Annotated in this window: 28 protein-coding genes; 10 read left to right on the top strand and 18 right to left on the bottom strand. The window is 35.6% G+C overall.

What is annotated here, in order from left to right; all coding sequences use genetic code 11:
* Window positions 1-8 precede the first annotated feature (8 nt).
* On the bottom strand, window positions 9-845 hold the full coding sequence (locus tag J0871_RS09180) for an ABC transporter permease (RefSeq protein WP_208224948.1): 837 nt from the start codon (window positions 843-845) through the stop codon (window positions 9-11).
* Window positions 845-1,750 carry an ABC transporter ATP-binding protein gene (locus J0871_RS09185; RefSeq protein ID WP_208224949.1) on the bottom strand — a complete coding sequence of 302 codons (906 nt, stop codon included), beginning with the start codon at window positions 1,748-1,750 and terminating at the stop codon, window positions 845-847. Before J0871_RS09185 ends, J0871_RS09180 begins: the two co-directional genes overlap by 1 nt.
* 94 nt (window positions 1,751-1,844) lie before the next feature.
* Here J0871_RS09185 and J0871_RS09190 point away from each other — a divergent pair, with 94 nt between their 5' ends.
* Entirely contained in the window at window positions 1,845-2,915 is a 1,071-nt protein-coding gene (locus tag J0871_RS09190) for a hypothetical protein (protein WP_075326256.1), read from the top strand.
* Between the two features lie 108 nt (window positions 2,916-3,023).
* Here J0871_RS09190 and J0871_RS09195 read toward each other — a convergent pair whose 3' ends face one another.
* From J0871_RS09195 to J0871_RS09225, 7 genes are all read right to left on the bottom strand, one after another.
* The gene (locus J0871_RS09195) at window positions 3,024-4,082 is read right to left on the bottom strand and encodes a nucleoid-associated protein (RefSeq protein WP_208224950.1); all 1,059 of its coding nucleotides are present in this window, start codon (window positions 4,080-4,082) and stop codon (window positions 3,024-3,026) included.
* Between the two features lie 296 nt (window positions 4,083-4,378).
* Complete coding sequence (locus J0871_RS09200) at window positions 4,379-4,888, bottom strand: hypothetical protein (RefSeq protein ID WP_075326258.1); 510 nt, start codon at window positions 4,886-4,888, stop codon at window positions 4,379-4,381.
* A gap of 24 nt (window positions 4,889-4,912) precedes the next feature.
* The gene (locus tag J0871_RS09205) at window positions 4,913-5,938 is read right to left on the bottom strand and encodes a COX15/CtaA family protein (RefSeq protein ID WP_208224951.1); all 1,026 of its coding nucleotides are present in this window, start codon (window positions 5,936-5,938) and stop codon (window positions 4,913-4,915) included.
* A gap of 28 nt (window positions 5,939-5,966) precedes the next feature.
* Complete coding sequence (locus J0871_RS09210) at window positions 5,967-7,400, bottom strand: HD domain-containing protein (RefSeq protein WP_346014340.1); 1,434 nt, start codon at window positions 7,398-7,400, stop codon at window positions 5,967-5,969.
* A 178-nt stretch (window positions 7,401-7,578) separates the two neighbouring features.
* Complete coding sequence (locus J0871_RS09215; RefSeq protein ID WP_075326261.1) at window positions 7,579-8,148, bottom strand: L-threonylcarbamoyladenylate synthase; 570 nt, start codon at window positions 8,146-8,148, stop codon at window positions 7,579-7,581.
* A complete protein-coding gene (locus J0871_RS09220) occupies window positions 8,135-9,250 on the bottom strand; it encodes a glycosyltransferase family 4 protein (RefSeq protein ID WP_208224952.1) in 1,116 nt (371 codons plus the stop codon). The genes J0871_RS09215 and J0871_RS09220 overlap by 14 nt, the downstream gene beginning before the upstream one ends.
* Before the next feature lie 99 nt (window positions 9,251-9,349).
* Complete coding sequence (locus J0871_RS09225) at window positions 9,350-10,111, bottom strand: DUF5672 family protein (RefSeq protein WP_208224953.1); 762 nt, start codon at window positions 10,109-10,111, stop codon at window positions 9,350-9,352.
* A gap of 206 nt (window positions 10,112-10,317) precedes the next feature.
* Between J0871_RS09225 and J0871_RS09230 the strand changes: the two genes are divergently transcribed.
* Together J0871_RS09230 and J0871_RS09235 are read left to right on the top strand one after the other, a co-directional pair.
* Window positions 10,318-11,061 (top strand): lipopolysaccharide kinase InaA family protein, encoded by a 744-nt coding sequence (locus J0871_RS09230; protein WP_208224954.1) that lies wholly within the window; start codon window positions 10,318-10,320, stop codon window positions 11,059-11,061.
* A 23-nt stretch (window positions 11,062-11,084) separates the two neighbouring features.
* Window positions 11,085-11,933 (top strand): glycosyltransferase, encoded by an 849-nt coding sequence (locus J0871_RS09235; RefSeq protein ID WP_208224955.1) that lies wholly within the window; start codon window positions 11,085-11,087, stop codon window positions 11,931-11,933.
* 98 nt (window positions 11,934-12,031) lie between these two features.
* Here the strand turns inward: J0871_RS09235 and J0871_RS09240 are convergent, their stop codons facing one another.
* The 3 genes from J0871_RS09240 to J0871_RS09250 are packed head-to-tail and all read right to left on the bottom strand — an operon-like array spanning window position 12,032 to window position 15,005.
* A complete protein-coding gene (locus tag J0871_RS09240) occupies window positions 12,032-13,093 on the bottom strand; it encodes a CDP-glycerol glycerophosphotransferase family protein (protein ID WP_208224956.1) in 1,062 nt (353 codons plus the stop codon).
* Window positions 13,093-14,154, bottom strand: coding sequence for a glycosyltransferase family 9 protein (locus tag J0871_RS09245; RefSeq protein ID WP_208224957.1), 1,062 nt, complete (start codon window positions 14,152-14,154; stop codon window positions 13,093-13,095). Before J0871_RS09245 ends, J0871_RS09240 begins: the two co-directional genes overlap by 1 nt.
* 35 nt (window positions 14,155-14,189) lie before the next feature.
* Complete coding sequence (locus tag J0871_RS09250) at window positions 14,190-15,005, bottom strand: 2,3,4,5-tetrahydropyridine-2,6-dicarboxylate N-succinyltransferase (protein WP_208224958.1); 816 nt, start codon at window positions 15,003-15,005, stop codon at window positions 14,190-14,192.
* Between the two features lie 88 nt (window positions 15,006-15,093).
* Between J0871_RS09250 and ruvX the strand changes: the two genes are divergently transcribed.
* From ruvX to J0871_RS09270, 4 genes are read left to right on the top strand one after another with little or no spacing between them, the layout of a single operon-like run.
* Complete coding sequence (gene ruvX / locus J0871_RS09255; protein WP_208224959.1) at window positions 15,094-15,501, top strand: Holliday junction resolvase RuvX; 408 nt, start codon at window positions 15,094-15,096, stop codon at window positions 15,499-15,501.
* 54 nt (window positions 15,502-15,555) lie between these two features.
* On the top strand, window positions 15,556-15,918 hold the full coding sequence (locus J0871_RS09260) for a four helix bundle protein (RefSeq protein ID WP_208224960.1): 363 nt from the start codon (window positions 15,556-15,558) through the stop codon (window positions 15,916-15,918).
* A gap of 41 nt (window positions 15,919-15,959) precedes the next feature.
* Window positions 15,960-16,550 (top strand): peptide deformylase, encoded by a 591-nt coding sequence (gene def / locus J0871_RS09265; RefSeq protein ID WP_075326270.1) that lies wholly within the window; start codon window positions 15,960-15,962, stop codon window positions 16,548-16,550.
* 60 nt (window positions 16,551-16,610) lie between these two features.
* A complete protein-coding gene (locus tag J0871_RS09270) occupies window positions 16,611-17,048 on the top strand; it encodes a DUF5606 domain-containing protein (RefSeq protein ID WP_208224961.1) in 438 nt (145 codons plus the stop codon).
* A gap of 245 nt (window positions 17,049-17,293) precedes the next feature.
* On the opposite strand, the gene J0871_RS09275 is transcribed toward J0871_RS09270, so the two are convergent.
* The 4 genes from J0871_RS09275 to J0871_RS09290 form a co-directional block, all read right to left on the bottom strand.
* Window positions 17,294-19,783, bottom strand: a complete 2,490-nt coding sequence (locus J0871_RS09275) for a DUF5686 and carboxypeptidase regulatory-like domain-containing protein (RefSeq protein WP_208224962.1) — start codon at window positions 19,781-19,783, stop codon at window positions 17,294-17,296.
* Window positions 19,784-19,856: 73 nt separating this feature from the next.
* Window positions 19,857-21,032: an MFS transporter gene (locus J0871_RS09280; protein WP_208224963.1), complete on the bottom strand. Its 1,176-nt coding sequence runs from the start codon at window positions 21,030-21,032 to the stop codon at window positions 19,857-19,859.
* Between the two features lie 7 nt (window positions 21,033-21,039).
* Window positions 21,040-21,504: an SsrA-binding protein SmpB gene (gene smpB, locus J0871_RS09285; protein ID WP_208224964.1), complete on the bottom strand. Its 465-nt coding sequence runs from the start codon at window positions 21,502-21,504 to the stop codon at window positions 21,040-21,042.
* An 89-nt stretch (window positions 21,505-21,593) separates the two neighbouring features.
* Complete coding sequence (locus J0871_RS09290; RefSeq protein WP_075326276.1) at window positions 21,594-22,028, bottom strand: lipocalin family protein; 435 nt, start codon at window positions 22,026-22,028, stop codon at window positions 21,594-21,596.
* 161 nt (window positions 22,029-22,189) lie between these two features.
* Between J0871_RS09290 and J0871_RS09295 the strand changes: the two genes are divergently transcribed.
* Window positions 22,190-22,933 carry a DUF6503 family protein gene (locus J0871_RS09295; protein ID WP_208224965.1) on the top strand — a complete coding sequence of 248 codons (744 nt, stop codon included), beginning with the start codon at window positions 22,190-22,192 and terminating at the stop codon, window positions 22,931-22,933.
* Window positions 22,934-23,063: 130 nt separating this feature from the next.
* Complete coding sequence (locus tag J0871_RS09300; RefSeq protein ID WP_075326278.1) at window positions 23,064-24,449, top strand: NAD-dependent succinate-semialdehyde dehydrogenase; 1,386 nt, start codon at window positions 23,064-23,066, stop codon at window positions 24,447-24,449.
* 61 nt (window positions 24,450-24,510) lie between these two features.
* Here the strand turns inward: J0871_RS09300 and J0871_RS09305 are convergent, their stop codons facing one another.
* Together J0871_RS09305 and J0871_RS09310 are read right to left on the bottom strand one after the other, a co-directional pair.
* Window positions 24,511-25,053: a phosphoglycerate mutase family protein gene (locus J0871_RS09305; protein WP_208224966.1), complete on the bottom strand. Its 543-nt coding sequence runs from the start codon at window positions 25,051-25,053 to the stop codon at window positions 24,511-24,513.
* A gap of 2 nt (window positions 25,054-25,055) precedes the next feature.
* Window positions 25,056-26,150: an esterase-like activity of phytase family protein gene (locus J0871_RS09310; RefSeq protein ID WP_208224967.1), complete on the bottom strand. Its 1,095-nt coding sequence runs from the start codon at window positions 26,148-26,150 to the stop codon at window positions 25,056-25,058.
* A 119-nt stretch (window positions 26,151-26,269) separates the two neighbouring features.
* On the opposite strand from J0871_RS09310, the gene J0871_RS09315 reads away from it, so the two are divergent.
* Window positions 26,270-26,455, top strand: coding sequence for a CsbD family protein (locus J0871_RS09315; protein WP_075326281.1), 186 nt, complete (start codon window positions 26,270-26,272; stop codon window positions 26,453-26,455).
* The last annotated feature ends 181 nt before the right edge of the window (window positions 26,456-26,636 follow it).

Raw genomic sequence — 26,636 nt, forward strand, 5'->3', positions numbered from 1 at the left:
AGTGTTATCTACAAATCTCTCTTTTTTAAGAGCTTATAAGATAAAAATACAAAAATAGCAGTCCAAAATATCACAATTAATAACTGGTCCCAATGAATGCCATAATCTTTATCAAATTCAGATCCTAATTGCGTGGCTGCGGTTTGCACTGCAGAGAGACGTGAGAAGGGTTCTTTAATAAGGTTGCTCATAGATTCCAGCGGGAAAAATCTTGCAATATTATCAGCAATTTGACTATCCCTAAAAATCTGCCACTTTAAAACTCCATAAACAATACTTTCCAGAATCCACCAGATAAAAAGAAAACCAAGTGCGAAAGCCGAACGTTTTATAAGAATTCCTAGAAACATACAGAAGGCGAAAAAGCCCGTCAGTTTAACGAAGTAGGCAATCATATATTCCATATCTGAAAAAATGATAGAAACTTCAGTAAAATCAGAAAAAGAAAGTCCTAAAATCAGGGAAACTATAAATAAAAATAATGTGGAAATTAAAGAAAACACCGTTACGGTTAAGAATTTTGAAGCTATAAATTCCTTTTTGCTCAAACCGTCAATCAGGTTTTGTTTTAAAGTCCGGTTGCTGTATTCATTAGACATCATCGAGACAATTACAATGGCCAGGAAGAGTTTTAGCAAAGCCGCGATATAGGAATTAAAATGCCAGATGTAAGGAAAATTAAAAATTCCCTGATCTGCTACGCGGAAATTAATCGCTCCTAAATTGAATTCAATAGAAGCAATTAAAGCGATAAAAGTTATTAAAATAAAATAGGTGAAAACCAGTATTTTTGCCGAGCGGCTATAGCGTAATTTATGATATTCTATCTCTAAAAGTCGTAGCATTATGCAGATGGAGTTTGATTGGTTAATGTAAGGAATTGTTCTTCCAGGCTTTCTTTACGTTTTACCAGGTAAGAAAGTGAAAGTCCTTTTTCAAACAAATATTCGTTAATAGTTTCAGCATCCATAGGTTCCTTCAGAATAGCCGTAACAATATTTTCTTTTTCTGAAACATTTTCTATTCCCGGATGCGCAATTAGTAATTCCTGAAGTAGCTGCATGTTTTTTGCCTGCAATTCAAAGAAACCGTGGCTGGCATTTATAGCATCTACCGGGCCGCTATAAAGTTTCTTGCCGTTTCTTATAATCACCACGTGAGAACAAACTTTCTCAACTTCATCCAGTAAATGTGAAGCAAGTAAAATGGTAGTTCCGCCGGCAGCGATCTTTCTAATTATTTCCCGAATTTGATGAATTCCCTGCGGATCCAGTCCGTTGGTAGGCTCGTCTAAAATTAAAATTTTAGGGTCGTTAAGAAGGGCAGAGGCAATTGCCAGGCGTTGCTTCATCCCCAAAGAAAATGTTCTAAATTTACTGTCTTTTCTATCCAGCAATCCAACAATTTCCAGTTTTTCATCAATTTTATCTTTTGGAACATCTTTAATCTTACACACCAAAGCCAGGTTTTGCGCCGCTGTCATATAAGGGTAAAAATTGGGATGTTCTATAATGGCGCCCACTTTCTTTAAAGCTTCGTGCGTATCTGTGTTTCCGTTAAACCATGCAAATTCGCCAGAAGTTTTATTGACTACGTTAAGTACCATCCCGAGCGTAGTAGATTTTCCACTTCCGTTAGGCCCTAAAATACCGTAAACATTGCCTTTTTCTATGGTAAAAGACAGTTTGTCTACCGCGGTAAGTGCGCCATATTTTTTAGTAAGGTCTTTGAGACTTAGAATTGTTTCCAAAATTGAAGAAAAGTTTAAAGTATGACGACGAAGTTATGGAATTGTTACAGATTTCGCTTGAGAAAGCTTATTTTTGATAAAAAGCACACATAATATGGAAGAAAAGCTGATGTCTAAAAAGAAACCTTCATTTGCCGTAAATGAAAGGTTGAATCGATATCTGGCCAAACATAACCGAAACACTAAAATTCCGGTTTTCTATGATGATTTATTGCGCTTTTCCGGATCGGTGGTGGTGTACGATCAGCACGAAGAAGATACGTTTTGGGTGCGTTGCTATTATCCAGATTTTGAACGGGAAGAAATAGATAACAGCCTGAAACAGGTATATACCATAATGCATTCTGACGGAAGTGACGATTCCCTGGAATTTTTAAATGTAGATGCTATAGATTACTGTACTTTTGGAAATTCGAAACCTTTCCGCATAAAAGTTCGAAATATCCTTAACGATAGTTTTACCTATTTCTATGTGAAAAAAGCTGATGCTTCCCGAATCTACGGACTCGAATTTGAGCATTTACTTTCTCCTCACCGAATTAATTTCCTGGTTTATAAAGACACTTTAATTGAAGAACATATTGCCGGAATTCCGGGTGATGTATTTATTGAAGATCATTTACCGAGTTGTGATAATAGGGCACAGACGCAAATTGCCAAACAATTTGTAAAGTTTAATGAACGTTGCACCGTAAGGCTTTTGGGAGATATGCGTTCTTATAATTACGTGGTGATTCCCACGCACGATTTTGACCATGTGGAATATCAAATTAGGGCAATAGACTTTGATCAGCAATGTTTTGAAGGGAATTTGAAAGTTTACCGTCCGCAGTTTTTTAAAGAGAATTTAAAAATGGTGGAGTTGGTGCAGGACAAACTCCAGGAATCTTCAATAGAACAGTATAGAAAAGAAGAGCGTTCCCTGCTGGCAAAAAGGATTATTAATACCCGCCCGCGATACAAAGAATTGCTGCGTTGTATGATTAACGATCACGTTTCTACCCAGGCAAATGTAAAAACCTTAAGAAGCGATCTTTATAAATATACCAAGGATATAAAGTTTAAAAGAGCCAGTACTATGGGCCAGATTCTTAGAACGGCGCTAGATTTTGTACGCCGCAATTATGAAGATGTAAATATGAAACGTTTGCTGGAAAGTTCGTAGGAATAAAAAAGCCCTCACAGATTTCAAAAATCTGTGAGGGCTGGTTATCTCTCTGAATCCACAAATATTATTGGTGTATTCGTGGCTATTCTTTTTTAGAAAATTCTCTTAACTTTTCTCTTCCTTATTAAAATAAACAAGGTAGTAATACATTTGCTTTTCTTCGTCCCAACCTTTTTCCACAAACTTATCGGCAGACTCTGCGTTTACAAAGTCCATTTTAATCTGAATATGCGTATCAAGATTAATTACGCTTTTAATTTTCTTTCGCGCATCGGTTACCGCTTTGTTGGCGATAGGGAAATTGGTAAGATCTTCAATTTTGTATTTAGGTGCTTTTTCGGTTTTATAATGCTGAAATTCAGGTAATAATTCTGGATTATCAATTACCGAATTCAGGAAATTACTTTCTTCAAAATCGTCATTTTTCGCGAAGTAATCCATACTTCGGTTCATAAACATTACTTCTTCCTTTTTATCTTCCGCAGGTAAAACCACGTCTTTAGCGAAGTTCTTGCAGAAATTCAGGTAACTTTTGGTATTGTAATTCTCATCGCGCATTACATCTACACCTAAAAAGTTTTCCAGCCAGTATTTGGTATCGTATTTATTAGAATCTACCGAAAGGATTTTGTAGCCTTCTTCGCGATTTTTATTGAAAATTAGTGCGCCTTTATCGAGTTTGTTGAGGTTTATTCCCTGCTGAACAATCATCTCCAAAATGCTGCCATTTTCTTCAAACTGAAGAAAATCGTGTTTTAATTCAGATTTAAAAATCCCGATTCCTGAAACTTTTTCATTATCAATCTGTAGGTTTTCAAAATAAACTACATAAACTTCCCCGCTTTTTATGTGCGGATGGGAAGATTGCTCAAACAATAAAGTGGTGATCTTTTTTGAAGCTTCGTGAATATTTCCCGGATCGTCAAAAACTCCATTCGCCAGGTTATATAATTCATTGAATTCAAGATCGGTTTCGTGAGAAAAATTGAAGTAATTTTCCTCTTTTTCTCTAAAAGGTTTTAGAAAATATTCCTTTATCAAAGGAGTTATTTCATCGTTTAATTGATAAGGAGCCGCAGAGAGAAAAATATTCTCGTTTCGGCTTTTGTTCCCAACCCTGTGAATAGAAAGGGATTCAATTTGCGCATTAAAAAGGTTGATCATTCAGTATATGGTTTTGTCATTTCCGCGAAGGCGGAAATCTTAGTATTGTTATTTTCCGTCCCGAATATAAGGGATAAACTGTAGCTAAAATTTTATTATTTAAGTTATCGTCATTGCGAGGTACGAAGCAATCTGTCAGATTTTGGTAATTTAAGTTGAAGATTACTTCACTCCGTTCGTAATGACGATTCTTAATGAAATAGGAACGACTTAGATCCTGAATTAATCCCGACGCCTCGGGACAGGATGACGGAAAACCAGGTTCCCGAAACAAGTTCGGGATCATTGCTTCGCAATTAATTCCAATTTTCATCAAAAGAAAGATCGTCGTAATCGTTGGTGTTAAATCCCTGGTCAAACATATCGCCCCCACCGGCGTCTTCATCGTCTTCGCCTACAAAATCTTTATCTGGTGCACTATCAGGCAGTTGGCCGTGAACAAACATAAGGTTTGGATAATCTCTACCAGCTTCAATTTCACCAATCTGGGCAAGTTCAATTAAGAAAGTCCACATCTTTAGAAAATCGTAAATATAGATTATATTTCTATTGTCTTCATCTAAAATAGACTCAAGGCTGGTTTCGTTCATTAACCGTACTTCACCACCCATATCAAACTGAGAGAATTCTTCTCCCTGTTCCCATTTTTCATCGCTTAAATAGAAGGAAGCCATTTCTGTGCCGTCAAAGCCAAACGATTGCAAAATGGTGTTATGAAGGTCTTCCAGGCTACTTTCCTGTAGTATTTCTATATCTCTAAATACATCTTCTTCAGCATCAAGAATTACTCTAAATCGGTAAACCATAATATCAAATTTTAAGGGGCAAAGTTACAAAGTTTTCAACTTTCTGCCCGCCGCAAAGCTTTCCAATAATAAATAAAACTGAAATCCGAACAATACCGAGGCAATTACCAAATGAAGCGGTTGGGAAAGGACTGGAAAATCAAAATTATACATCGCAATTCCGGTAGCGATTTCTAATAAAAGTAATATTAAGACCCAGTTTATCTTTCCAAATTGAAGCTGAAGTTTTCGGTTTTTCCACCAGAGTACAAGGTTTACAAAAAGAACAAGAATTGAAAAACTGCGGTGTACATAAAAGTTAAGGTCGGGATTAGCCAACCATAATTCTTTTGCATCGTATCCAAGTATTTTAACCTGCTCATCAACCAGCTGTCTTACCTGGGTTCCTAAAACCACCTGGATTAATGTTAATCCCACGGCGAGAATCATTAAGTTTCTGAAAGTTCTATTCGGAACTTTGTTTTTAACTTTTTCTTCGGCAATAAATAATAAATAGAGCAAGAGCGCTACTATTACCAGCGCCATCACCATATGGATGGTGATTCTAACCGGCGATAAAACTGAATACACTACGGTGGCGCCAAGCCAGGCCTGGAATCCCATAAGAAAAACGCTAAACCAGGAGAGGAGAGTAATTCTTTTTCTTTTCTTCCATTTTTTGAAGGAAAGTACTGCCATAATTAGCACGGCAAAACCGGCCAAAGCACCCGCGAGCCTATTGATATATTCCACCCAGGTATGCGCAGGATTAAAAATAGCGTAATCGTGTTTGGTGTAAGTTTCCCAGTTTTCTTCGGAATAATTTTCTTCGGAAGTAAAATCGGTTGCTGCTACTTTCAAAGTCTCATCAACAATTATCACCTGTCCTTTTTCATATTCTCGATTGGCCTGAAATTCCAATTCTGAAACTTCTGTAGGTGGAATATAATAACCGAAACATTTAGGCCAGTCTGGACAACCCATCCCGGAGCCCGTCATTCTTACCACTGCACCGGCAATAATTACCAGGTAAACCAGGATAAGGGAAATTTTAACCGATTTTCTATACATTTTATTTAATCTTTATTTCTACTGCAAACTACTGAGACTGCCCACTGTTTACTGATAAACCCAGTTCCTTTCCCTTTTTTAGCATCAATTCCCTGGCCGCTTCGTGCTCGTTGGGAATTTCTCCTTCCAGAATTGCTTCTTTAATGGTTTCTTTTATTATACCTATTTCCCGGGAAGGTTTAATATTAAAAGTTTTCATAATTTCTTCACCACTTACCGGAGGTTGGAATTGACGAACGTGATCGCGTTCTTCTACCTCTTTCATCTTAGTGCGAACCACCTTAAAATTATTGTGGTACTGTTTATAGCGTTTCGGATTTTTAGTAGTTATATCGGCCTCACAAAGTGTCATTAAATCTTCAATATCTTCACCCGCGTCAAAAATAAGTCGGCGTACGGCAGAATCGGTTACGTCGTTATCTACAATCGCAATAGGCCGCGAACTCATTAAAACCAATTTTTGCACATATTTCATCTTTTCATTCAAAGGCAGTCGAAGTCGTTTAAATAGTTTAAAAACCATTTTCGCTCCTACAAATTCGTGCCCGTGAAAAGTCCACCCAATTTTTTTATGAAATTTTTTTGTCGGGGCCTTTCCAATATCGTGTAATAATGCGGCCCAACGAAGCCAAAGATTATCGGTATTTTCTGAGATATTATCTACCACTTCCAGGGTATGCCAAAAATTATCTTTGTGTTTTTGGCCTTCAATTTCGTCTATACCTTCCAGAGCGGTTAATTCTGGCATTATAATATGAAGTAATCCTGTTTTATGTAATAGCGAAAAGCCTTTTGAAGGTTTTTCGGCCAGCATGATTTTATGCAACTCGTCGGTAATTCTTTCTTTTGAAATAATTTTGATGCGTTTCTTATTTCTGGTAATCGCATCTAAAGATTCCTCTTCAATCTTAAAATTAAGTTGCGTGGCAAAACGAATAGCACGAAGCATTCGAAGTGGATCATCAGAGTACGTGATATCGGGATCTAACGGAGTTTTAATGATTTTAGACTTCAAATCTTCAAACCCATTAAAAGGATCTAAAAGATTTCCGAAGTTATTTTCATTCAAACCAAGCGCCAGCGCATTTATAGTGAAATCTCTACGATTTTGGTCATCTTCTAAAGTACCGTCTTCCACGATGGGTTTGCGACTATCTTTTTGATAGCTTTCTTTGCGAGCGCCTACAAATTCAATTTCCATATCATATGCGCGGAGCATCGCCGTACCATAGTTTTTAAAAACCTGGACTTTTGGTTTATGCGGAAGGATTTTAGCTACTTTTCTTGCTAATTCTATCCCACTGCCCACCGTAACTATGTCAATATCTTTAGGCTCCCCACGTTGCAAAATATGATCCCGAACAAAGCCTCCAATAACATAACTTTCCAGATTGAGTTCTTCTGAGGCCTGGGTAATGACTCTAAAAATATTGTGGGTTAAGGCTCCTTTATAATTCTTCACTATTGTAATTTCTTTGTAAACTTTTAAATCGTTAAAGCCCTTTCATTTTGAACTCTTTTGCGGGGATTCTTAGGAAACGTCATCCTGAATTTATTTCAGGATCTAAGTTGTTAATAGTTAAAAGATCTTAGAAGCTGAAACAAGTTCAGCTTGACGGAAAAAAGTTATTTAATTGCACTTATTTCCTAATCACTTTTACCTTCCCATCATTGCTTAATTTAATGATGGCCGAGGGTTTAGCCGATTTTTTATTTTTCTGCAAATTTACTATATAGTCCACACCTTCTAAAATTTCGGGGCTTATTTCAGCGAAAGATCCGGGTGTTTTTTCACCACTTATGTTGGCCGATGTAGAAACAATTGGTTTTCTAAATCTTTTTGCCAAATCGTTACTGAATTTATCTTTTGAAACCCTAATTGCCAAAGAATTATCATCGGCAATTAAATTTTCGGCTACGCGAATTGGATCGTCATAAATAATGGTTGTGGGTTTTCTGGCAAATTTTAAGATATCGTAAGCTACTTCCGGCACATCTTCTACAAATTGATTGAGCATTTTATAATCTGAAACCAGGCAAATAAGCGCCTGACTTTCATGTCGATTTTTAAGTTTATAAACTTTTTCTACCGCTTCAGCATTGGTGGCATCGCAACCAATTCCCCAAACCGTATCGGTAGGGTAGAGTATAAGTCCGCCGCGTTTTAAAGTGGCTAAGGCGTTTTGTATTTCGGTTTTAAGATCTTCCATAAAGGACGTTTTTGTATTCTTGTAGTGTTTGTTTTGCCATTTGTTTAGTAGTAAAATTTTCTACCAATTTTCTATGGGCATTTTCAGTAAAACGCGGAATTAACTCCCGGTTTTTTTCTAAAAACAGGATATGTTCAGCCAGTTTTTCAGCATCAAAAGCATCGGCTAAAAGTCCGTTTTCTAAATGGGCCACAATTTCGGGAATTCCACCCACATTTGTAGCAATTACAGGAACTTTGTGGTAAAAAGCTTCGTAGATTACATTGGGGAGACCTTCTACCTGGGAGGTTAAAAGGAAATAATCAAAAATTTTAAAGAATCTTGATGCATTATTTTTAAATCCGTAGCATTTAACGTGGTCTTCCAGTCTCAGTTCTTTCAGTCGTTTCAACAAATGCGGGGTTTCCCTAAAATAAAATCCAATTTGTACAAAGTAAAGATCTGTGCGGTTTTGGGTATAAATTAAATGGTGCGCGACTTTTAGAAAAGTTTCCAGATCTTTTGGCCAAATATGGTTAGCGATGTTTCCTATAATGGTTTTCTCTTTCGGAATATTCAATTCGGCTAAGAGGTCTTCCCTCTTGCTCTTAAATTGCTCTCTTTCCAGTCTAAAGCCGTGATAGATTTTCACAAGTTTTGAAGAATCATTAATATTTTCTCCAATTATGTTTTTACTCTTTTCTGAAACACAAAGAATCTTTTTAATTTTTGGATAATTGTATTTATAAAGGGTACGTTTTCTACCTCTAATAGGAAAAGAGGTTTTTTTGCTGAAGATAAAAGGTGGTAGCGATGTAAACTTATCTGCGAACACAGCAAAAGCCAGTGCTGTAGGATCGTGAATATGAATAAGGTTAATTTGTTTTGTTTTAACCAGGCTAATTAATTTAATAATATACCGAAAATCAAAATTGGTTATAATAGGTGCAGCGGCATACGGCAGGTTATTCTTTTGAAGGCTTTTTTCAAATAAATCACCTCTTTTACATAGAACCAAATTGCTTACTTCGGGGTTTAATTCAGCCAGTTCTAAACATAAATTTTCAATATGCTTTTCCCCACCGCCCCAGTTTCTAACAGCCGAAAGATGGAGAATATTCATATTTTATAGTTGATTATTTGGACTGAAATTAAGTACAAAACTACGGTAAAATTACAAATATTTTAATGCCATAGGCCGGGTTAGAGTAATTGTTATCGCTTATTTCTTTCGAAATTGCGCTCTAATTATTGGCATCCAGAAATCAACAACTTTTGGTTTATTAAATCCGTGGCAACCAAATGGTAATTGGCCTGCATTTATTTTTAAACCAATTTTAGGTTTTCTATCCAGAGCAAATGCAGCAGCAGTTTTATAATCGGGAATGTTGAAATTTGGGAAATATTCAGGTACTTTTAAAGACCAAAATACATCTTCAATTGCATAAATTTCATCTTTTTTCTCAAGCTGTTCTTTAATTAAAGGCGCAAGTTCTTTGGAAATTTGATAAAAATTCTGTGTTTTACGCAGGGAAAGCCCTCCATTTCCTACTTTATAAAAAATAGGAGCCCTTTTTTTCTTCTTTTTAGATTGAAAAGGTTTCAAGATTTTGGAAGTAAGGTTATTGGTAGCCAACCAGGGTGCTCCAATATAATCGTAAGATTTACTACACCAATTTTCTAATTCATTTTTAAAGATAAAAGCATCTAATTGATGAATTAAAATATAGTCATAATTTAGAAAGCGTTCGTAAAAGGGAGAGGCTAACATTAAGCTACTATAACCCGAAATATCTTTAAAATAATGAGCTTCAAATTCTTCAAAAGTTAGATTAAATTTTTCGTAAGATTGTTTATTAAAGTTTTCTGGACAAATAATAAATACTGGAAAATCGCCTAGAATTTTTAAGCATTGCATCAATGAAATTTCTTCCATTTTAGACATTTCTTGCTTGTAAACAGGAATCACAACTGCGGCGCTCATTTCGTCATATTAACTTTAGGGGCGAATATAATATTAAATTTGTAGTTTAATTATTCCAAACCATATCTCCCTTAATCTAATTCGTTATTTCAATTCAAATTCAACAAAAACGCGGCTGTATTCATAATATTTGGTCGCTATTTATACTTTTGGATATATTATATCCTAAATTTGCCGCTATAGCGATTATAGCTTAATTAGTTTCTATGAAAATTATAACTTCAGAAAATCACCGGAATCTCCAGGCTGAAATTGAAAATTTAATTCATAATTTTAATGAAACCGGTGACATGCTGGTAGACGGGAAGCGTAATAAACTGAAATTATTTGAATTGAATGGAATTAAGATTAACGTGAAATCTTTTAAAATTCCCAATGCCGTAAATAAAATAGCTTATCGCTTTGTTAGAAAATCTAAAGCCGAACGTTCTTTTAAATATGCTGAATATTTATTGAGTAAAAATGTAGGTACTCCTCAGCCTATTGCCTATGTAGAAGAAACCACTGCTTTTTCTTTTTTACGAAGTTTTTATTTAAGTGAGCAGCTTAGTTATGATTTGACATACAGAGAGATTGATTTAAATAAAGCCGGTCACGAAGCCATTTTAAGAGCATTTACCCGGTTTATTTTTGAACTTCATGAGAAAGAAATTGAGTTTCTGGATAATTCACCCGGCAATACACTCATCAGATTAAATGAGGGAAATCCTAAATTTTTTCTGGTAGATTTAAATAGAATGAATTTTAAAGCTCTTAATTTTTCAGAACGAATGAAAAATTTCTCGAGGCTAACGCAAGAAAAGGAGGTGGTGAGAATTATGGCCAATGAATATGCGAAGCAAATCGATAAAAATGAAGAAGAGGTTTTTGAGGCAATGTGGTTTTATATTAGAAAATTCCAGGAAAGTTTTGTTCGCAAAAAAGCATTTAAGAAAAAATTTAAACTTTAGAGAGTCAATTATAATTTACAATTATGTTTCAACACTATATTCTTACACGCTTTAATTTAAGAGCTGAAGACTGGACTACCACAAAAAATAACGAAAAAGTACTCACCGAAGAATGGTTAGAAGAGCGCTTTGATTTATTTGAAAATTTTTGCTTTACATCAGTTAAAAATCAAACTAATCAAAATTTTAAATGGTTAGTTTTCTTTGATATTAATACTCCTGAAGTTTATAAAGAAAAAGTAGAGAATTATAGAAAATCTTACGATAATTTTCTTCCATTTTTTATTGACGGAATGAATAATTTTTTACCGGAAATTGTAAATAATATTAATAAGCTCGATTCTCGGGAATATATAATTACCTCCCGGCTAGATAACGATGATTGTATTCATGAGAATTATACCAATGTAGTGCAAAGCTATTTTAAAAAACAAGATCACCAGGCGCTTGATATCATTGATGGCTATACCCTGGAAACAGGAAAAAACACACGTTTAGGGGCTTTAACAAAATTGAATAACCCTTTTATTAGCCTCATAGAAAAAAAGGAAGATTTTAAAACGGTTTGGTTTAGAAATCGTCATGGTTCCTGGAAATATGAAAAAAATATGACCAGAATTAAAAACCAAAGACTCTGGTTGAGTATTATTCACTCAAAAAATAAAGTAAATAGATTTTCTGGCTACGGAAATGTAGACCCTAAAAAACTTTATGAATTCCATATTTCAAAAGAACGAACTGCAGAAATTATGGAGAACTTGGTCAGCTTTAATTCCTGGAGATTTTTGAGCTTTAAAAACAGGCTAAGCTTAACAAGTAAAAGATATTACAAAGATTTTAAAGCTTTTATTGGCGTTTATAAAAATAAGTAATCGGGGTTTAAATATTTCCAGAATAAAGTTATTTCCTGTTTAAATGACTTCCGAAATTACAGCTACGGAATTTTAATCATTGAAAAATATCTCCTTAATTAATAGGTAGGAGGTTTACGATAAGTTTTTAAGGGGTAGAAGCCCAGGTTTTTACGCACTTTCATTTTTCGAATAATATTTAATGGTTTTGGTTTTAAATAGCTTTTATCGGCGTGTAAGAAATCTATAGCAGCTTCAATAAGTCGTTCGCTGGATTTGCCATCTTTATAAGGATGCATGTTTGCATTGAATTCTCGAATTTCTTCCAATAAACTCACATCAGGATCAAGTGCATTTTGTAAAGCATTTTCAATTTTATCAACTTCAGTTATATTAATTAAATGCGGGCCGGGCTGGCTGTTTCTAAAAGTTACTACCGGTTTTTCCTGAAGCAGAAATTCAGTAACCACCGAGGTTGAATCTGCTAAAAGCACATCGCTTTCCTGGAACAACGGAATTAGATCTGTGGTGTCATAATACTTAAGGTTCTCGTTTTCAATTTCCCTAAATTTATCAAGCCTTTCCTGGGGTAATTTAGGATGAAGCACAACCTTAAATTGCCATTCTCCATTTTTAGAAATACGTTCTATTTCCTTAATCACTTCGTCGTTATAAGCCAGGCTAAGCTTTTTACTAAAAGTGGAGGATACTAAAATTGTTGGTTTCTCGTGAGGCACTTCTACCAGTGGAAATAAGGGGTCAAGTTTGGGCCAACCTGTTTCAACTACTTCAAAATGCTGATGTTTTTTTTGTAGATCTTTAAAGGGTTTAGTAGTAAATGGTCCTTGCGTGGTATAAAGATCAAAAAAACCACGAATTCTAAAATGTCCTTTAGTAAAATTTCGTTTACTCGGAGCTATACCATGAAAAACCTGCACTTTTAAACCCGGCAGGAAATCGGCAATATTATTGGTAATACTTAAAATAATATGCGGTTGGTAATCTATAACCGACTGGATATTTTGTAAAACCGCTTTGTCTTCACTAAACTTTGCTTTGGTTTCTTCTACATCGGCAAACCATTTTATCTCATACCCCCGCTTTTGGATTTCCTTTTCTAAAGGCTCTCCAATGGGAAATGCATAGCTATAACTTATATATATTAAGAATTTATAATTCATTATTTAAGTCTTTTCAGAAATTTTATTAAATAAGGCTTAATAAAATGCGGTTTAAATTTTTTGTAAAGTGCCGGAGTTTTTTTGCGTATCTGTTGTTTAGATTTGTTTTTAAATTCTTCGGGAAAATAGTCTTCAAGATGAGTAGACACCTGTTTTAGTCCATCTTCATAAATATTCCAGTTTATTCTTTTAATTGAAGGCGAAAAAATTGCGAAAGTGGGAATATTAAGTGCTTTTGCCATATTTATGGCACCTCCCTCATTGCCTATCATAGCATCGCAATAGCTTGTTAAAGCCATAAATTCACGCAAACTTTTTCCGAAAATCTTTAGATGAATATGTTGTTGCGTTACAGGCAGGCAATGATTATAAACTTCTAAAGCTTTTTCTGTTTGAGAAGGAATATAATTAAATAAAAGATTTCCAGAGGTTTCCTGTACAATTACATCTAATAATTGAGCCAAATACTCTGCCGGATAGGTCTTTTCTGGAGAACTTCCCAGTACTGAAATCATAAAAAGTGATGTTTCACCTAAAAGCCCTTTATCATCTAATATATTTTTCGCTTGTAGTGATTCTTCTTCAGTTAAATATATTTTAGGTTTTATAGCTAAAGTTGGGTCTAAATTTAAAGGCTTTAAAAACTGAAGGCGTTTTTCTATAGCTACCCCAGCTTCAATTTCTGGCTTTATATTTCTATTAAATACCCTATTATATAAAAATGAAGTATACCATTTTTTATAGGAAATCCTCATTTCAGCATTAGTAAACGCAGTAATGATAGCTGAGTTTGCTTTAGAGTAAACATCTATAACCACCTGGTACTTTTCTTTTCTAATCTTAAAAAGAAATTTGAGAAAATTAAACGGATTTTTATATTTCTGTGGATGAAACGAAATAACCTTGTCTATAAAAGGGTTATTTTCTATTACGGGTTTAGTATGCGGGTAAATTAGATAATGTAATTCAGCTTCCGGATACTTCTTCCGAATGGCTTCAAATAAGATTGAGGATGTAAGAACATCCCCAATCATTTTTTGCTGAATTATAAGTATTTTCATTGGCAATTCTACTGCTAGCTTTCCTATAGCTAAAATTACACCGCGACATTATATTCGCGTAAAGCATCATTTAGCGAAGTTTTTTTATTGGTAGATTCTTTTCGTTTTCCAATAATAAGTGCACAGGGTACATTATATTCTCCTGCAGGGAATTTCTTGGTATAACTACCCGGAATAACTACCGATCTTGCCGGTACAATTCCCTTCATTTCTTTAGGTTCATCGCCGGTAACATCAATAATTTTAGTTGAAGCAGTTAACACTACATTCGCGCCTAAAACGGCTTCTTTTTCAACTTTAACGCCTTCAACCACAATACTTCTTGACCCTAAAAATGCATTATCTTCAATAATTACCGGTGCAGCTTGTAAGGGCTCTAAAACACCACCAATTCCAACGCCACCACTAAGGTGAACGTTTTTACCAATTTGAGCGCAACTACCAACGGTAGCCCAGGTATCTACCATGGTGCCTTCGTCTACATAAGCGCCAATATTCACATAACTCGGCATCATGATTACTCCGCTGGAAATATAGGCTCCGTGTCTTGCCACAGCATTAGGAACTACTCGAATTCCTTTTTCCTTATAACCTCTCTTTAATGGAATTTTATCATGGTATTCAAAAATCCCGGCCTCTAAAGTTTCCATTTTTTGGATAGGGAAATAAAGTACCACACCCTTTTTAACCCATTCGTTTACCTGCCAACCGTTTTCGGTAGGTTCGGCGGTTCTTAATTTACCTGCATCTAATAAAGATACAACTTCGCGAATGGCCTTTATGGTTTCTGTTTCTTTTAGTAAATCCCGGTTTTCCCAGGCTTCATTGATCTTAGCTTCTAAATGATCCATTTTTCTTGATTTTTAGCAAATATAAGAGCTTAAGGCTAAATTTTGGTGGTAAAGCAATATAAACATTACCTTTGCGCAAATTTTGCAGATGGCACGAATTATGGCACTTGATTTTGGGACAAAACGCACCGGTATTGCCGTAAGTGATGAACTGAAAATGATTGCTTCGGGACTTACTACAGTAAAGACTCCAGAATTACTTGAATTTCTTGAGAAATATTTTACTGCAGAAAATGTTGAATTGGTGTTGGTGGGAGAACCCAAACAAAAAGATGATTCAGCTTCTGAAAGTGAGGTGTATATCCAGGAATTTTTAAAAGTGTTCACTAAAAAATTTCCGGAAATGCCGGTAAAAAGAATAGATGAAAGGTTCACCTCAAAAATGGCATTTCAGTCTATGATAGACAGCGGACTCAAAAAGAAAAAGCGTAGAGATAAGGCACTTATAGATGAAATAAGCGCGACGATTATTCTGCAAACTTATTTATACGAGTAGGCTTAAAATGTATAATGCCTATTGAATAATTTATAATTTAAGTTGTTTAATTTAATGAAAACTGACTTAATTAATCGTTCCAACGTGTTTGCGCATAAATGTGTAAAACTAGCGATAAATCTTCCAAAAAATAAATTAGGAAGCCATATTGAGGGTCAGTTAATTAGATGTAGTACTTCGGTTGCAGCGAATTACAGGGCCGCATGTTTGGGGCAATCAAAAAAAGCTTTTATTTCAAAATTAGGAATAGTAATTGAAGAAGCTGATGAATGTATTTTCTGGATAGAATTCGCGAAGGATGAATATCTGCTAAATGAGAAAGATTCAAAAGAATTGATAATTGAAGCCAAAGAGTTGACATCGATCTTTATCGCGTCTAGAATCACCGCGGTAAGAAACCAAAATTCCGGAAAATAATATTATAAATTATTCATTATAAAATATAAATTCTAAGAAGAATGATTTTACCAATTGTAGCTTACGGAGATCCGGTTTTACGAAAAAAATGTAAAGAAATTCCGGAAGATTATCCAAAACTGGATGAGTTAATAGATAATATGTGGGAAACCATGTATAATGCTTTTGGAGTAGGTTTGGCAGCGCCACAAATTGGTCGTCCTATACGTTTATTCCTTGTAGATTCAAGTCCGTTTGCAGAAGATGAAGAACTGGAACTGCAGGAACGGGAAGAACTCAAAAAACTTAAAAAGGTTTTTATTAATCCTAAGATCGTGGAAGAAGAAGGGGAAGAATGGGCTTTTAACGAAGGTTGTTTAAGTATTCCTGAAATTAGAGAAGACGTATTTAGAAAGCCAAAGATTACTATAGAGTACCAGGATGAGAATTTTAATTCACATCGAGATACTTTTACCGGTTTGGCAGCGCGGGTAATTCAGCACGAATACGACCATATTGAAGGAATTTTATTTACCGATAAACTTTCCAGCTTAAAAAAGCGTTTGCTAAAAGGAAAACTCGCCGGCATTTCAAAAGGGAAAATAAAAATAGAGTATAAAATGCGTTTTCCGGAAATGAAAAAAGGCCGGTAATCACTTTGATAATTAGTTCTGGCAGCTGATATTTGCCAGCCAAAATTTAACACACACTTTATGGGATTAGATAAAATATTAGCGATTTCGGGAAAACCCGGTTTATATGAATTAACCGCTCAAAGTCGTGGCGGATTTATTGTAAAATCAATTCCTGACGGAAAAAAAATGGCCGTGAACATTCGCCATAACGTAAGTTTATTGAGCGAAATTGCTATTTATACGTACACGGAAGAAGTTCCGCTTGCAGAAATCTTTGAAAAGATCAAAGAAAAGGAAGATGGAGGAGAAGCAATTAGCCATAAATCTAATAAAACTGAATTGGAGAATTATTTCGCTGAAATTCTTCCGGATTATGATGTAGACCGGGTTTATGCCAGTGATATAAAAAAGATCTTTCAATGGTATAACCTTCTAATTAAAAACGGCATTACCGATTTTGCTACCACTGAAGAAGAAAATTCAGCCGATAAAGATAATTCCGGGGAAGAAGAATAGGCGACCTATGTTCCACTCGTCATTGCGAGGAACGAAGCAACCTTCTTAAAGATTTTTCATTTCTATGACATTCAAAAAAACCTCACAGATTTTGAACCTGTGAGGTTTTTTAATACCTACCTTCAAAAGTTCCGTTATCCCGGATTAACTTCTAAATCACACTAAGTTTGCTTTATAATTTATAATAGATTTCAAGTATTCCTGGCATAAAAACTTTGAGTTCCCCTTCGGGGGTTAGGGTGCTTTTAATCCAATACCCCTAAAAACTTCAGGCCAAAAATAAAAGCACCTTCTCGTTGGCCATCCATATTGGAAACTACGTAATCTAATCTTAGCAGTCTGTATTTTCCAAAACCGAGATTATCTATACCTACAGAATATTCAGAATAAGGTTTTTGGTCTTCCGTATAAAGTGCGTGCGCGCCTACAACTAAATTATAATTCAACTGATTTATAAAGGGAATTTTCCCTAAAATCCAGCCTTTAAAATCGTGTTCAGCGTGAGCTTCAGCATAGGTATTATTAGTACTCATTGTATAATAGGGTAAAAGATTAAACCTTGATAAATTGGTAAATCCATTGTTTACCCGGGTTTGATTGCCAATAAAATGGCGGTAATCTACAAACGCCATATCTTCAGCATTTAAAAATGTTCCTCCGTTTAAGTTATAACCAAATTCACCTTTATTGCCCAGTTTAAATGTTTGTGTAACCGAAGCTTTAAATTGATCGTAATTATATTCTTCTAAACTGGCACCAAAACCTTTTTCATAGCCAAAATACAGTGTAGGATATTTCTCGTTGTTAATATTAAATTTTCCGCTGGGATAACTCATATATTTCTGTCCAAACCTAATTCGGGTATTAAGGTTTAGTTTAAAAATGTCGTGTTCTCTGAATAAAATGGTACCAAAATGTTGAGGATCTATTGGATTGTTGGAAGTGTATTGAACATCATCATTATCAATAATTACCTGGCCTGTATTGTTAAATAGCGGATTTCTGTTTTCATAACTTAAATCGCCAAAAAAGTATAAGCCATTAAAAACTTCTTGCTGATAAGAAATTTCAGCAAAAGAACGTTCATAAAGTTTGAGGTAATTACGTTCAAAAAAGATGGTAGTAATATCGTTTAATCGCTCAGAGATTGGAGTTCTATTATTAATTTGCGCAGTTTCTATTCCGCCAGAAATCCTCAATACCGGTCTGCTGGAATTATTAAATTGCTTCTGAAAACCTCCTTTTATCCTAAAACGATCGTCGCTAAAACCATAATTAAGTGTGGAATACAAACGCCAGAATTTCCCGGAGTTCTCATCTTCATTATCATTTTGGCGGTAAGAAATTGTGGTAGAAGTATTCCAGCCCTGCACGGTATTAAAATGCGTACCCATAAGCGGGGAACTTATATTAAAATACCTGTCTTTGAAAGAATCCTGCCAGGAATAACCAAAAACTGGAGCGGTTAGGTTGAATTTATTTCGCACGTTATCTATAGAATCTAAATAAGGCTTAGAATTTCTAAGAGTTTGAATGCTGTCTTTCTTTACATAATCGTTAATTTCTTCATCTGTTAAAGGCACCGGTCGCAATTTTTCCCAGTAAGCCGAATCTTTTTTATTGGCAGCTTCGGCAAAAGACATTATCTCGCTGCCAAAATCATTTTTATTGAATTCTGGGTCAAAATTATAATCGCTGTAAACCGCTGTAAATCTTCCATCTCCTGAAATTCCAAACATGGCAAATTCAAAATCTACCGTTTGTGAAATTTGAACATAAAACCCGTTTTCTTTAGAAAAGCGGTAGTTCTGTTTAAAATCTAAAGTCTCAATGGGAGGCACCTGTATGGCCTGACCGGTGGTTTGCAATTCTACACCAAAAATTTGCCAAAGCTCTTCAACAATATAAATATGGCCTGAAAAAACACGGTCTTTTTCACGCTTCGGACTTACTTTTATCTTGTTGATGAGGTTCCCATTTTCATCATAAAAAATTCCATCTAACTTATAATCGTAGTAGTTAAAAGCATATTCTGCGATTGGAGAAACCATTTCGCTATTAATCTCAATGGTATTTTCATAGAATGAAAAATAAGATTCCTGCGCCGAATTTAAACTGAAACCATTATCGTCGCCACTCACTTTTGAAGCAATGATCTTTTCCTTAAAATCATCGGGCCGTTTGTATGAAATTTCAGAAATTGTTTCACTTAAATACACGATACCGCTTCGGGTAGAGTCCAGCCCGCCACCAAGATCGCCAACTTCCTGTCCCAGTATTTTTTCCGGGGCATTTTTAATTCGCCATAATCCGCGGGAATAATAATCGGCAGTATAAGCTTCAAGCTTTTCGGCATTTCGTTTCCTAAAATCAATGGCTTTTCTAATTATCGAGTTTGCGGGATTTTCGCCTGATGAAATATTTACTTCATCTAAACTGGTAGTTTCCGTTTGCAGACTTATATCTAATTGATAAGGAAACTTTTCCGCCGAGATCGATCTTTTCTGTGTTTGATATCCTAAAAACTGAAAAACTAAATTGTAATCTCCCGGTTTAGTTATTTTCAATTCATAAATCCCGTTTTCGTTAGATGTGGCTCCATATTTCCCATCTTCAGTATAAATATTTACGTAGGGAAGCGTTTTATTTTCGGTGTCGGTAAGTTTTCCGGTTATTTGAGCAGATAAGTTAATTGAGGAAAGAAAGAGAAAAATGATGATGATTTTTTGATGCATGATGATGAATTTTTTGATGCAGCCAAATTAGACAAAATAATTATAGTTTATTGAAATTGCTAAAACCGGAAAATCAAACTTTTTTCTTCTGAAATAATCCCCGCAAGCCCAGGGCCGGCCCTACAGCAAGTAGGCTAAGACTATAAACCGGTTCTATTTGATTTAAATAAGTAATTAACTGAATACTTAAAATAGTAATAGCAAAACCTATAGAATTTACAATAGTGAGGGCTGTGCCTTTAATTTCGGGAGGGGCGTTGCGGGCTACCAGTGTTGAGAATAAGGGGGAATCTGCTACTACAAAAATTCCCCAAAAACATAAAAATACAATAAGGAGGGCTGCTGAAGGCTGAAGAAAAACGAACGGGAAAACCACACAGCATAATCCTGATAGCAGCAAAGCGCTAGCCGCAGTACGTTTAACCCCCATAAATTCTGAAATATACCCACCTAAAATACAGGAAAGACTACCAATTCCAATAGTAATAAAAGACCAGAATGGAATATCAAAATTGCTATCTGAAAATGAGATTTTATAACTCGTTAAAATAATGGGTACAAAGGCCCAAAAAGTATAGAGTTCCCACATATGCCCAAAGTAGCCGAAAGCGGCGCTGCGAAGATCTTTATTTTTAAAAACGCTAAAAATAGCATCGGTTTTAAACTTTCCCTTTGCTTCTCTAAAAGGACCATTTGGCACAAAGAGAAAAATTAATAGTCCGCCCAAAAATGCGAAAATAGAAGTTGCTATAATTACCCGGCGCCAGGGAAGTTCTGCAGTGCCGGTAAAAGTCTTTAAAAAATGAGGAAAAGCAGTTCCTAAAACCAAGGCGCCAACCAGGTAGCCAAGGGATTTCCCGAGACCTTTATCGTAATAATCTGCAGCGATTTTCATTCCTACAGGGTAAATTCCGGCCAGGGAAAATCCTGTTAGAAAGCGCAATAATAGTAATGTACTTAAATTGTTATTTTCGAGAACGATTCCCAGGTTAAAAATTGCTCCAAAAACCGCAGAGATAAAGAAGAGTTTTGAAGGTGGAAACCGGTCGGCAAGGCTTAGAAAAGCAAATATAAGCGTGCCTAAAATAAACCCGAATTGTACTGCAGAGGTTAAATGCCCCAGCGCTTCGTTGTTTAAATTAAAGTTTAGGTAAAGCTCTGGCATCACGGCATTGCCGGCAAACCAAAGCGAGGTGCAGCAAAACTGTGAAAAAACAATTAAGGGGAGAATCTGTTTTGCCGGCTGCATCCAGGATTTATTTGTATTCTTTCTTAATCCTGTCTAATTTTCGTTTGCTTTCGCGGTCTTTAATAGTCTCTCTTTTATCGTAGAGTTTTTTACCTTTTGCAAGCGCTATTTGCATTTTCGCGAGTCCGCGGTCGTTAATAAAAACTCGCAGCGGAATAATGGTAAGTCCGGAATTATTTACTTCTTTTTCTAGTTTTCGTAATTCGCGGCGCTGCAAAAGGAGTTTCCGCTCACTTTTTGGATTATGGTTAAAATGAGTGGCGTGAGAATATTCTTCAACGTGCATATTAATCACGAATAATTCGTGATTCTGAAATTCACAAAAACTTTCGGCTATAGAAGCTTTTCCCTGCCTAATGGCTTTTATCTCGGTACCGGCCAGTTTTATCCCGGCCACGTATTTATCGAGGATTTCATATTCAAATCGGGCCTTTCTATTTTTTATATTTATGGTATTGCTGGTCTTCTTCATAAGAAACAAAAATAGGAAGCTTTACAGAAACATTACCTGTATTTACAGAATTCGTAACACTTTATATCGAATTTCCGTTGGATTAGCCGTTATTCCCTTGTAAACCTCTGTTGTACCACTTCTTCTTCCCCGTCATCATCAACATCATCCATTCCTTCTACGAGGAGCGTTTCAGAATTTAGGGTAACAATATCCATAACAACCACATCATTTCCAGAAACGGTAAGACTAATGGTGTTACCAGTCGCGGTGTATGTTCCTTCCTCATCAACGTCTTCTTCACAACCCCATATATCAATCTGTCTGTAAGTTCCGTCTTCGTTGAATTCAACATAATCCTTACCGCAATCTTCGTGGTCGTTATAAGGTGTTTCTTCACCTTCAACAATTAGAGCGTCTATATACCAGATGCCCAGTAATTCTTCATTAATTTGCGGTGTTTCATTTGGTGAATCATCATCTGTGTCACAGGCTGTGAATAATCCAAAGCTTAAAAATGCTAAAAGTAAAATTTGTTTTTTCATAGGTGTATTTAGTTTGAAGCCGCAAAATAGTAAAATGAAAATGAAATAAGGAAAATCACAACTGCTATGTGTGACTAATGTTACCCGTCAATTCATCATTTTATTTACCTTTGCAAACCATTTTGTTATCTCAACAGCCTGTAATCTTTATAATTTTTAAGATGAAAAAATACTTTTTAGGAGCACTTATTATAGCACTCACTTTTGCATGTAATTCTAATGAAGAAACTGCGCAGCAAATTATAGATAAAGCCATTGAAAATGCAGGCGGAGAAAATTATAAAAAGGCCGAAATAAGTTTCGATTTTAGAAAAGGTTCCTATAGCAGTAGTAGAAAAGGTGGGAAATTTGAATTAGAGCGCATCCTGGCCGATTCTACCGGTACCCAATACCGGGACGTAGTAAAGAATGAAGGTTTTACCCGTTATTACAAAGATACCGCAGTACAACTTTCAGATTCTATGAAAAACGTTTATGCAAATTCAGTGAATTCGGTTCATTATTTTGTGCAGCTGCCTTTTGGTTTAAATGATGCCGCAGTAAATAAAGAATTAATAGGAAAAGACACCATTAACGATAAAGAATATTATGAAATAAAGGTTACTTTTAATGCAGAAGGTGGTGGTACAGATCACGAAGATGTTTATATGTATTGGATTAATACCCAAAATTACCACGTAGATTATCTTGCATATAGTTTTGAAGTTAATGAGGGCGGGTTGCGATTTAGAAAGGCTTACAACCCCAGAACTATAGAGGGCATTCGGTTTGTAGATTATGAGAATTACAAAACCGATGATTTGGATACTCCTCTAAATGAACTAGATGATCTTTACGAAGCCCGGCAACTGGAATTACTCTCCAAAATTGAAAACAGAAATATAGAAGTCAATCTTTTGAATTAAATTCTGAAGAATATTCTTACGCACACCTGTTAATTCTTCCTAATTAACGTGTTGTTTTAAAAGCTTTAACAACGCCTTAGTTCACATTCTTTGCCTCAGTTCATAACTTTAAATTTCCAAAAAAATAGTTATGAAAGAGAAAACATTGAAAACCATTAACCCGGCCACGGGTAAAGAATTAGACACTTACGAATATTTTACAGACCAGGAAGCAAAAGATGCCGTGGAAGAATGTCACCAGGCATTTTTAAAATGGCGTGAAAAATCTCCAAAACAAAGAGCTGAGGTAATTAAAGCAATAGGGGAGAAGCTAACCGAATACAAAGCCGAATTGGTAAAATTAATGACTGCCGAAATGGGTAAATTACTCAAGCAAGGAGAACAGGAAATTGATCTTTGTGCAGGAATTTGTGAATGGACAGCAGCCAATGGTCCCGAAAATTTAAAAGATGAAGAACGTGAGTTGCCAGATGGCGGTCGCGGAATAATCACTTACTCACCTATTGGAGTAATCTACGGAATCCAACCCTGGAATTTCCCCGCTTACCAGGTAATTAGATATACAATTGCCAACCTTATGGCTGGAAATGGAGTTTTACTGAAACACGCTGAAAGTGTGACCGGTTCAGGATTACTTCTCGAAAAAATATTTAAAGAAGCCGGTTTGCCCAAAGACCTTTTTAAAGTGCTTTTAATAGACCACGACCAGTCAGATTCTATAATTGAACACGATCTTGTGAGGGGTGTAACCTTAACCGGAAGCCCGGGAGCCGGGAAAATAATTGGTGAAAAAGCAGGCGCTAACCTTAAGAAAACTGTTTTGGAACTCGGTTCTAATGATGCTTATTTAGTACTTGAAGATGCCGATATTAAGAAAGCTGTGGAATGGTGCGTAAAAGGTAGAGTTTATAATAATGGCGAAACCTGTGTGGCTGCCAAAAGATTTGTGGTTACCGAGAAAGTCTACGATGAATTTAAAGAAGCTTTTGTAGAAAAGATGAAGAATTTAAAAGCTGGAGATCCAACCAGTGATGAGAGCGACCTTGGGCCAATGGCACGAGAAGATCTTCGCGAAGAATTGCACGAACAGGTTGAAGACAGTGTGAAGAAAGGAGCGGCAGTACTGTGCGGCGGTAAAATTCCCGACGGTGATGGCTTTTATTATCCTGCTACCGTTTTGGCAAACGTAAAGCCGGGCCAACCTGCTTACGACGATGAACTTTTTGGACCCGTGGCTTCGTTGATAAAAGCTAAAGATGATGAAGATGCAATGCGAATTGCTAATGATAGCCGTTTTGGACTTGGAGGGGGAATTTTCTCTGAAGATGTAGATAAGGCCGTAGAATTGGCCAGTAAGCACTTTGATACCGGGATGGTATTTATTAATTCATTCGGGCTTGCACAACCAAATATGCCTTTTGGCGGAGTAAAAAATTCAGGTTACGGCCGTGAACACGGTGGCTTCGGACTTAAAGAATTTGTAAACGCCAAAGCGATTAATATTCTAAACGGATAATTTTTCGTAATAATTATAGAAAAATGTAGTTTGAAAGCTTTTAGTTTTTAAACTACATTTTTTAATTCACGTATAAAACTTGTGAAGTTCTAGAATCGTCTGGGTGTACGGTTACTATAAATAAACTACCGTAAACTTTTTCATCAATATCCTGGTATTTTTTTCTTCCTAAGATGTAATTTACCCATTCGGGGTTTAGGTTGCTATGCCCAACTACCAAAACTGTTTTATTTTGTGTGTTTTTCTGAAAATCTTTATCGTTTAATTTTTCTGTATTGTAGAACTTAACCTCTTTGTTTTTAGCTTCAGCTATAGGCCGGGCGGTATTTAAGGTTCTTTTGTATTCTGAACTATATATAAGATCAAAATCTATATCCTTGAAGGTTTTTATCCAATCCTGGGTTCTTTTTTCACCTGTTTCGGTTAATTCGGGATCTACGTTTTGAGCATCTGTGGTATCCTTTTCAGCATGACGAATAAAATAATAAGTGGTAATTGCTTCTGAAGGATCTTTGGCAGCTTCCATAATTTCCTCTGGTTCTTTATCTCCAAAATTGCAGGAGGTTAAAAAAATAAGACTCAAAACTAAAAGATATCGTTTCATATTTATTTTATTTCCAGTTCTAAAAGAATAAACTGCGTAATTTGATCACTAAAGCTACTAAAATTATCGTCTGAAACCAGCAACAAAGATTTTTTTCCGTTTGGTAAATCGGGGCCAAAGGTCATTCCTTCAATATTATCTATAGTTTCTTTGGTGAGAAAATTTTTAACCGATTTAAAATCGAAAATCAGTCTTTTTTCAGCATACTGGTAATCAGATTTACGAAGGTTTTCCAGGGCTAAAGTATTGGTAGCTTCTGAAGCATCTACATCAAAGATCTTTACCGTATTCCCGTTAGAGCCATATCCGGCAGAATAAGCGCGTTCCAGAACCAGGAATTTATCTTCAGCATATTCCAAAATTTCGGTAACCCCATTTACAGCAAACCAGTTAATTGGAAACTTTGAAATCCCGTCTAATTTATATGCGAATTGTTGTTTTGGCTTTTGCGTATTTTTATTGTATTTGGTAATTCTTACCGGCGAGTTTGTAGCATAGATTTTAGGTTTAGGACCATCTTTTTCCAGTGGAAGTTCCATTGCTACCCAATAAGCTTTTTTGTCAAAACTTTGGGTTAAACCTTCAAAAACCCCATTATTTCTGGGTTTTTGTTCTCCCGAAGCTTTAAAATATTCCGGAATTTCGTAAGCTGATAAAAATTCTCCTTTGGTAGAAATATGAAAAACGGAGGGATCTTTCCCATTTTGAATAGAACCTTCGGCCGATAATACTAATTCATTTTTTTCAACATCAAATCTAATTCCTTCTAGATCGGGTGTGTGTTTTTTGTAAAAGTCCTCCTCTTTATTCAGTTTAATAACTTCAGTAATTAAAACTGTGTCTATAGACCGGTTCAGCAAGGGAATTTTAGCTTTATAAACTCGCGGATTGGAGGCCTGGTCGCAAACCAGGTAATAATTGCCATTGTAAAAATCTATACCTGAAAGTCCGCCCACTTTGGTTCCTTCAACTTCAAGATTTTGCGGGAGTACCACATCGTCTAAATAGCGCAATTTAATGTTTGAATTGTCAATATTTTTTGTTGTAGCGCAGCCAAAAAAGCTTACAGCCACCAGGAGTAAAAGGAGTTTTTTCATTAAGGGATTTTAGCTTCAAAAATAACAAATCCTTAAGAGAAATATGGGAGTTTATTGAGAGTTTAAGCTGGCTTCATATTGTAAATTGAATTTATTATTAACACCTAAAACCATATATTATGAATAATGATCAGTTAGAAGGAAAGTGGAAACAAGTTAGAGGTCAGTTTAAGCAAAAGTATGGTGATGTGACCGATGATGACACCACTTATTCTGAAGGAAAATTTGATGAAATGCTTGGTCGTTTACAGGAAAAAACCGGTAAGACTAAGGAAGAATTAAAAAGAGAAATTGATAGTATGTAATTTGCAACTATGAAAAAGAGAAAAGGCTGGATAAATTTTATCCAGCCTTTTTTTTGACACTATCCCGCAAAGTGTGTAAAGTTAAAATAACAGGGGTTGGACTTTTTAAAGTCTGACCCTTTTTTCATAGATCGTAAGGAACTGATTTAAAATAATGCCCCAGTTCCTAATTGGCATTGAC

The sequence above is a fragment of the Salegentibacter sp. BDJ18 genome (assembly GCF_017579965.1).
In the GTDB taxonomy this organism is placed as follows: Bacteria; Bacteroidota; Bacteroidia; order Flavobacteriales; family Flavobacteriaceae; genus Salegentibacter.

What these genes read in the sequence shown, in the direction of transcription:
- J0871_RS09180 (WP_208224948.1), bottom strand. Translation starts at nt 845, where the DNA reads ATGCTACGACTTTTAGAGATAGAATATCATAAATTACGCTATAGCCGC.
- J0871_RS09190 (WP_075326256.1), top strand. Translation starts at nt 1,845, where the DNA reads ATGGAAGAAAAGCTGATGTCTAAAAAGAAACCTTCATTTGCCGTAAAT.
- J0871_RS09195 (WP_208224950.1), bottom strand. Translation starts at nt 4,082, where the DNA reads ATGATCAACCTTTTTAATGCGCAAATTGAATCCCTTTCTATTCACAGG.
- J0871_RS09200 (WP_075326258.1), bottom strand. Translation starts at nt 4,888, where the DNA reads ATGGTTTACCGATTTAGAGTAATTCTTGATGCTGAAGAAGATGTATTT.
- J0871_RS09205 (WP_208224951.1), bottom strand. Translation starts at nt 5,938, where the DNA reads ATGTATAGAAAATCGGTTAAAATTTCCCTTATCCTGGTTTACCTGGTA.
- J0871_RS09215 (WP_075326261.1), bottom strand. Translation starts at nt 8,148, where the DNA reads ATGGAAGATCTTAAAACCGAAATACAAAACGCCTTAGCCACTTTAAAA.
- J0871_RS09220 (WP_208224952.1), bottom strand. Translation starts at nt 9,250, where the DNA reads ATGAATATTCTCCATCTTTCGGCTGTTAGAAACTGGGGCGGTGGGGAA.
- J0871_RS09225 (WP_208224953.1), bottom strand. Translation starts at nt 10,111, where the DNA reads ATGAGCGCCGCAGTTGTGATTCCTGTTTACAAGCAAGAAATGTCTAAA.
- J0871_RS09230 (WP_208224954.1), top strand. Translation starts at nt 10,318, where the DNA reads ATGAAAATTATAACTTCAGAAAATCACCGGAATCTCCAGGCTGAAATT.
- J0871_RS09235 (WP_208224955.1), top strand. Translation starts at nt 11,085, where the DNA reads ATGTTTCAACACTATATTCTTACACGCTTTAATTTAAGAGCTGAAGAC.
- J0871_RS09240 (WP_208224956.1), bottom strand. Translation starts at nt 13,093, where the DNA reads ATGAATTATAAATTCTTAATATATATAAGTTATAGCTATGCATTTCCC.
- J0871_RS09245 (WP_208224957.1), bottom strand. Translation starts at nt 14,154, where the DNA reads ATGAAAATACTTATAATTCAGCAAAAAATGATTGGGGATGTTCTTACA.
- J0871_RS09250 (WP_208224958.1), bottom strand. Translation starts at nt 15,005, where the DNA reads ATGGATCATTTAGAAGCTAAGATCAATGAAGCCTGGGAAAACCGGGAT.
- ruvX (WP_208224959.1), top strand. Translation starts at nt 15,094, where the DNA reads ATGGCACGAATTATGGCACTTGATTTTGGGACAAAACGCACCGGTATT.
- J0871_RS09260 (WP_208224960.1), top strand. Translation starts at nt 15,556, where the DNA reads ATGAAAACTGACTTAATTAATCGTTCCAACGTGTTTGCGCATAAATGT.
- def (WP_075326270.1), top strand. Translation starts at nt 15,960, where the DNA reads ATGATTTTACCAATTGTAGCTTACGGAGATCCGGTTTTACGAAAAAAA.
- J0871_RS09270 (WP_208224961.1), top strand. Translation starts at nt 16,611, where the DNA reads ATGGGATTAGATAAAATATTAGCGATTTCGGGAAAACCCGGTTTATAT.
- J0871_RS09275 (WP_208224962.1), bottom strand. Translation starts at nt 19,783, where the DNA reads ATGCATCAAAAAATCATCATCATTTTTCTCTTTCTTTCCTCAATTAAC.
- J0871_RS09280 (WP_208224963.1), bottom strand. Translation starts at nt 21,032, where the DNA reads ATGCAGCCGGCAAAACAGATTCTCCCCTTAATTGTTTTTTCACAGTTT.
- smpB (WP_208224964.1), bottom strand. Translation starts at nt 21,504, where the DNA reads ATGAAGAAGACCAGCAATACCATAAATATAAAAAATAGAAAGGCCCGA.
- J0871_RS09290 (WP_075326276.1), bottom strand. Translation starts at nt 22,028, where the DNA reads ATGAAAAAACAAATTTTACTTTTAGCATTTTTAAGCTTTGGATTATTC.
- J0871_RS09295 (WP_208224965.1), top strand. Translation starts at nt 22,190, where the DNA reads ATGAAAAAATACTTTTTAGGAGCACTTATTATAGCACTCACTTTTGCA.
- J0871_RS09300 (WP_075326278.1), top strand. Translation starts at nt 23,064, where the DNA reads ATGAAAGAGAAAACATTGAAAACCATTAACCCGGCCACGGGTAAAGAA.
- J0871_RS09305 (WP_208224966.1), bottom strand. Translation starts at nt 25,053, where the DNA reads ATGAAACGATATCTTTTAGTTTTGAGTCTTATTTTTTTAACCTCCTGC.
- J0871_RS09310 (WP_208224967.1), bottom strand. Translation starts at nt 26,150, where the DNA reads ATGAAAAAACTCCTTTTACTCCTGGTGGCTGTAAGCTTTTTTGGCTGC.
- J0871_RS09315 (WP_075326281.1), top strand. Translation starts at nt 26,270, where the DNA reads ATGAATAATGATCAGTTAGAAGGAAAGTGGAAACAAGTTAGAGGTCAG.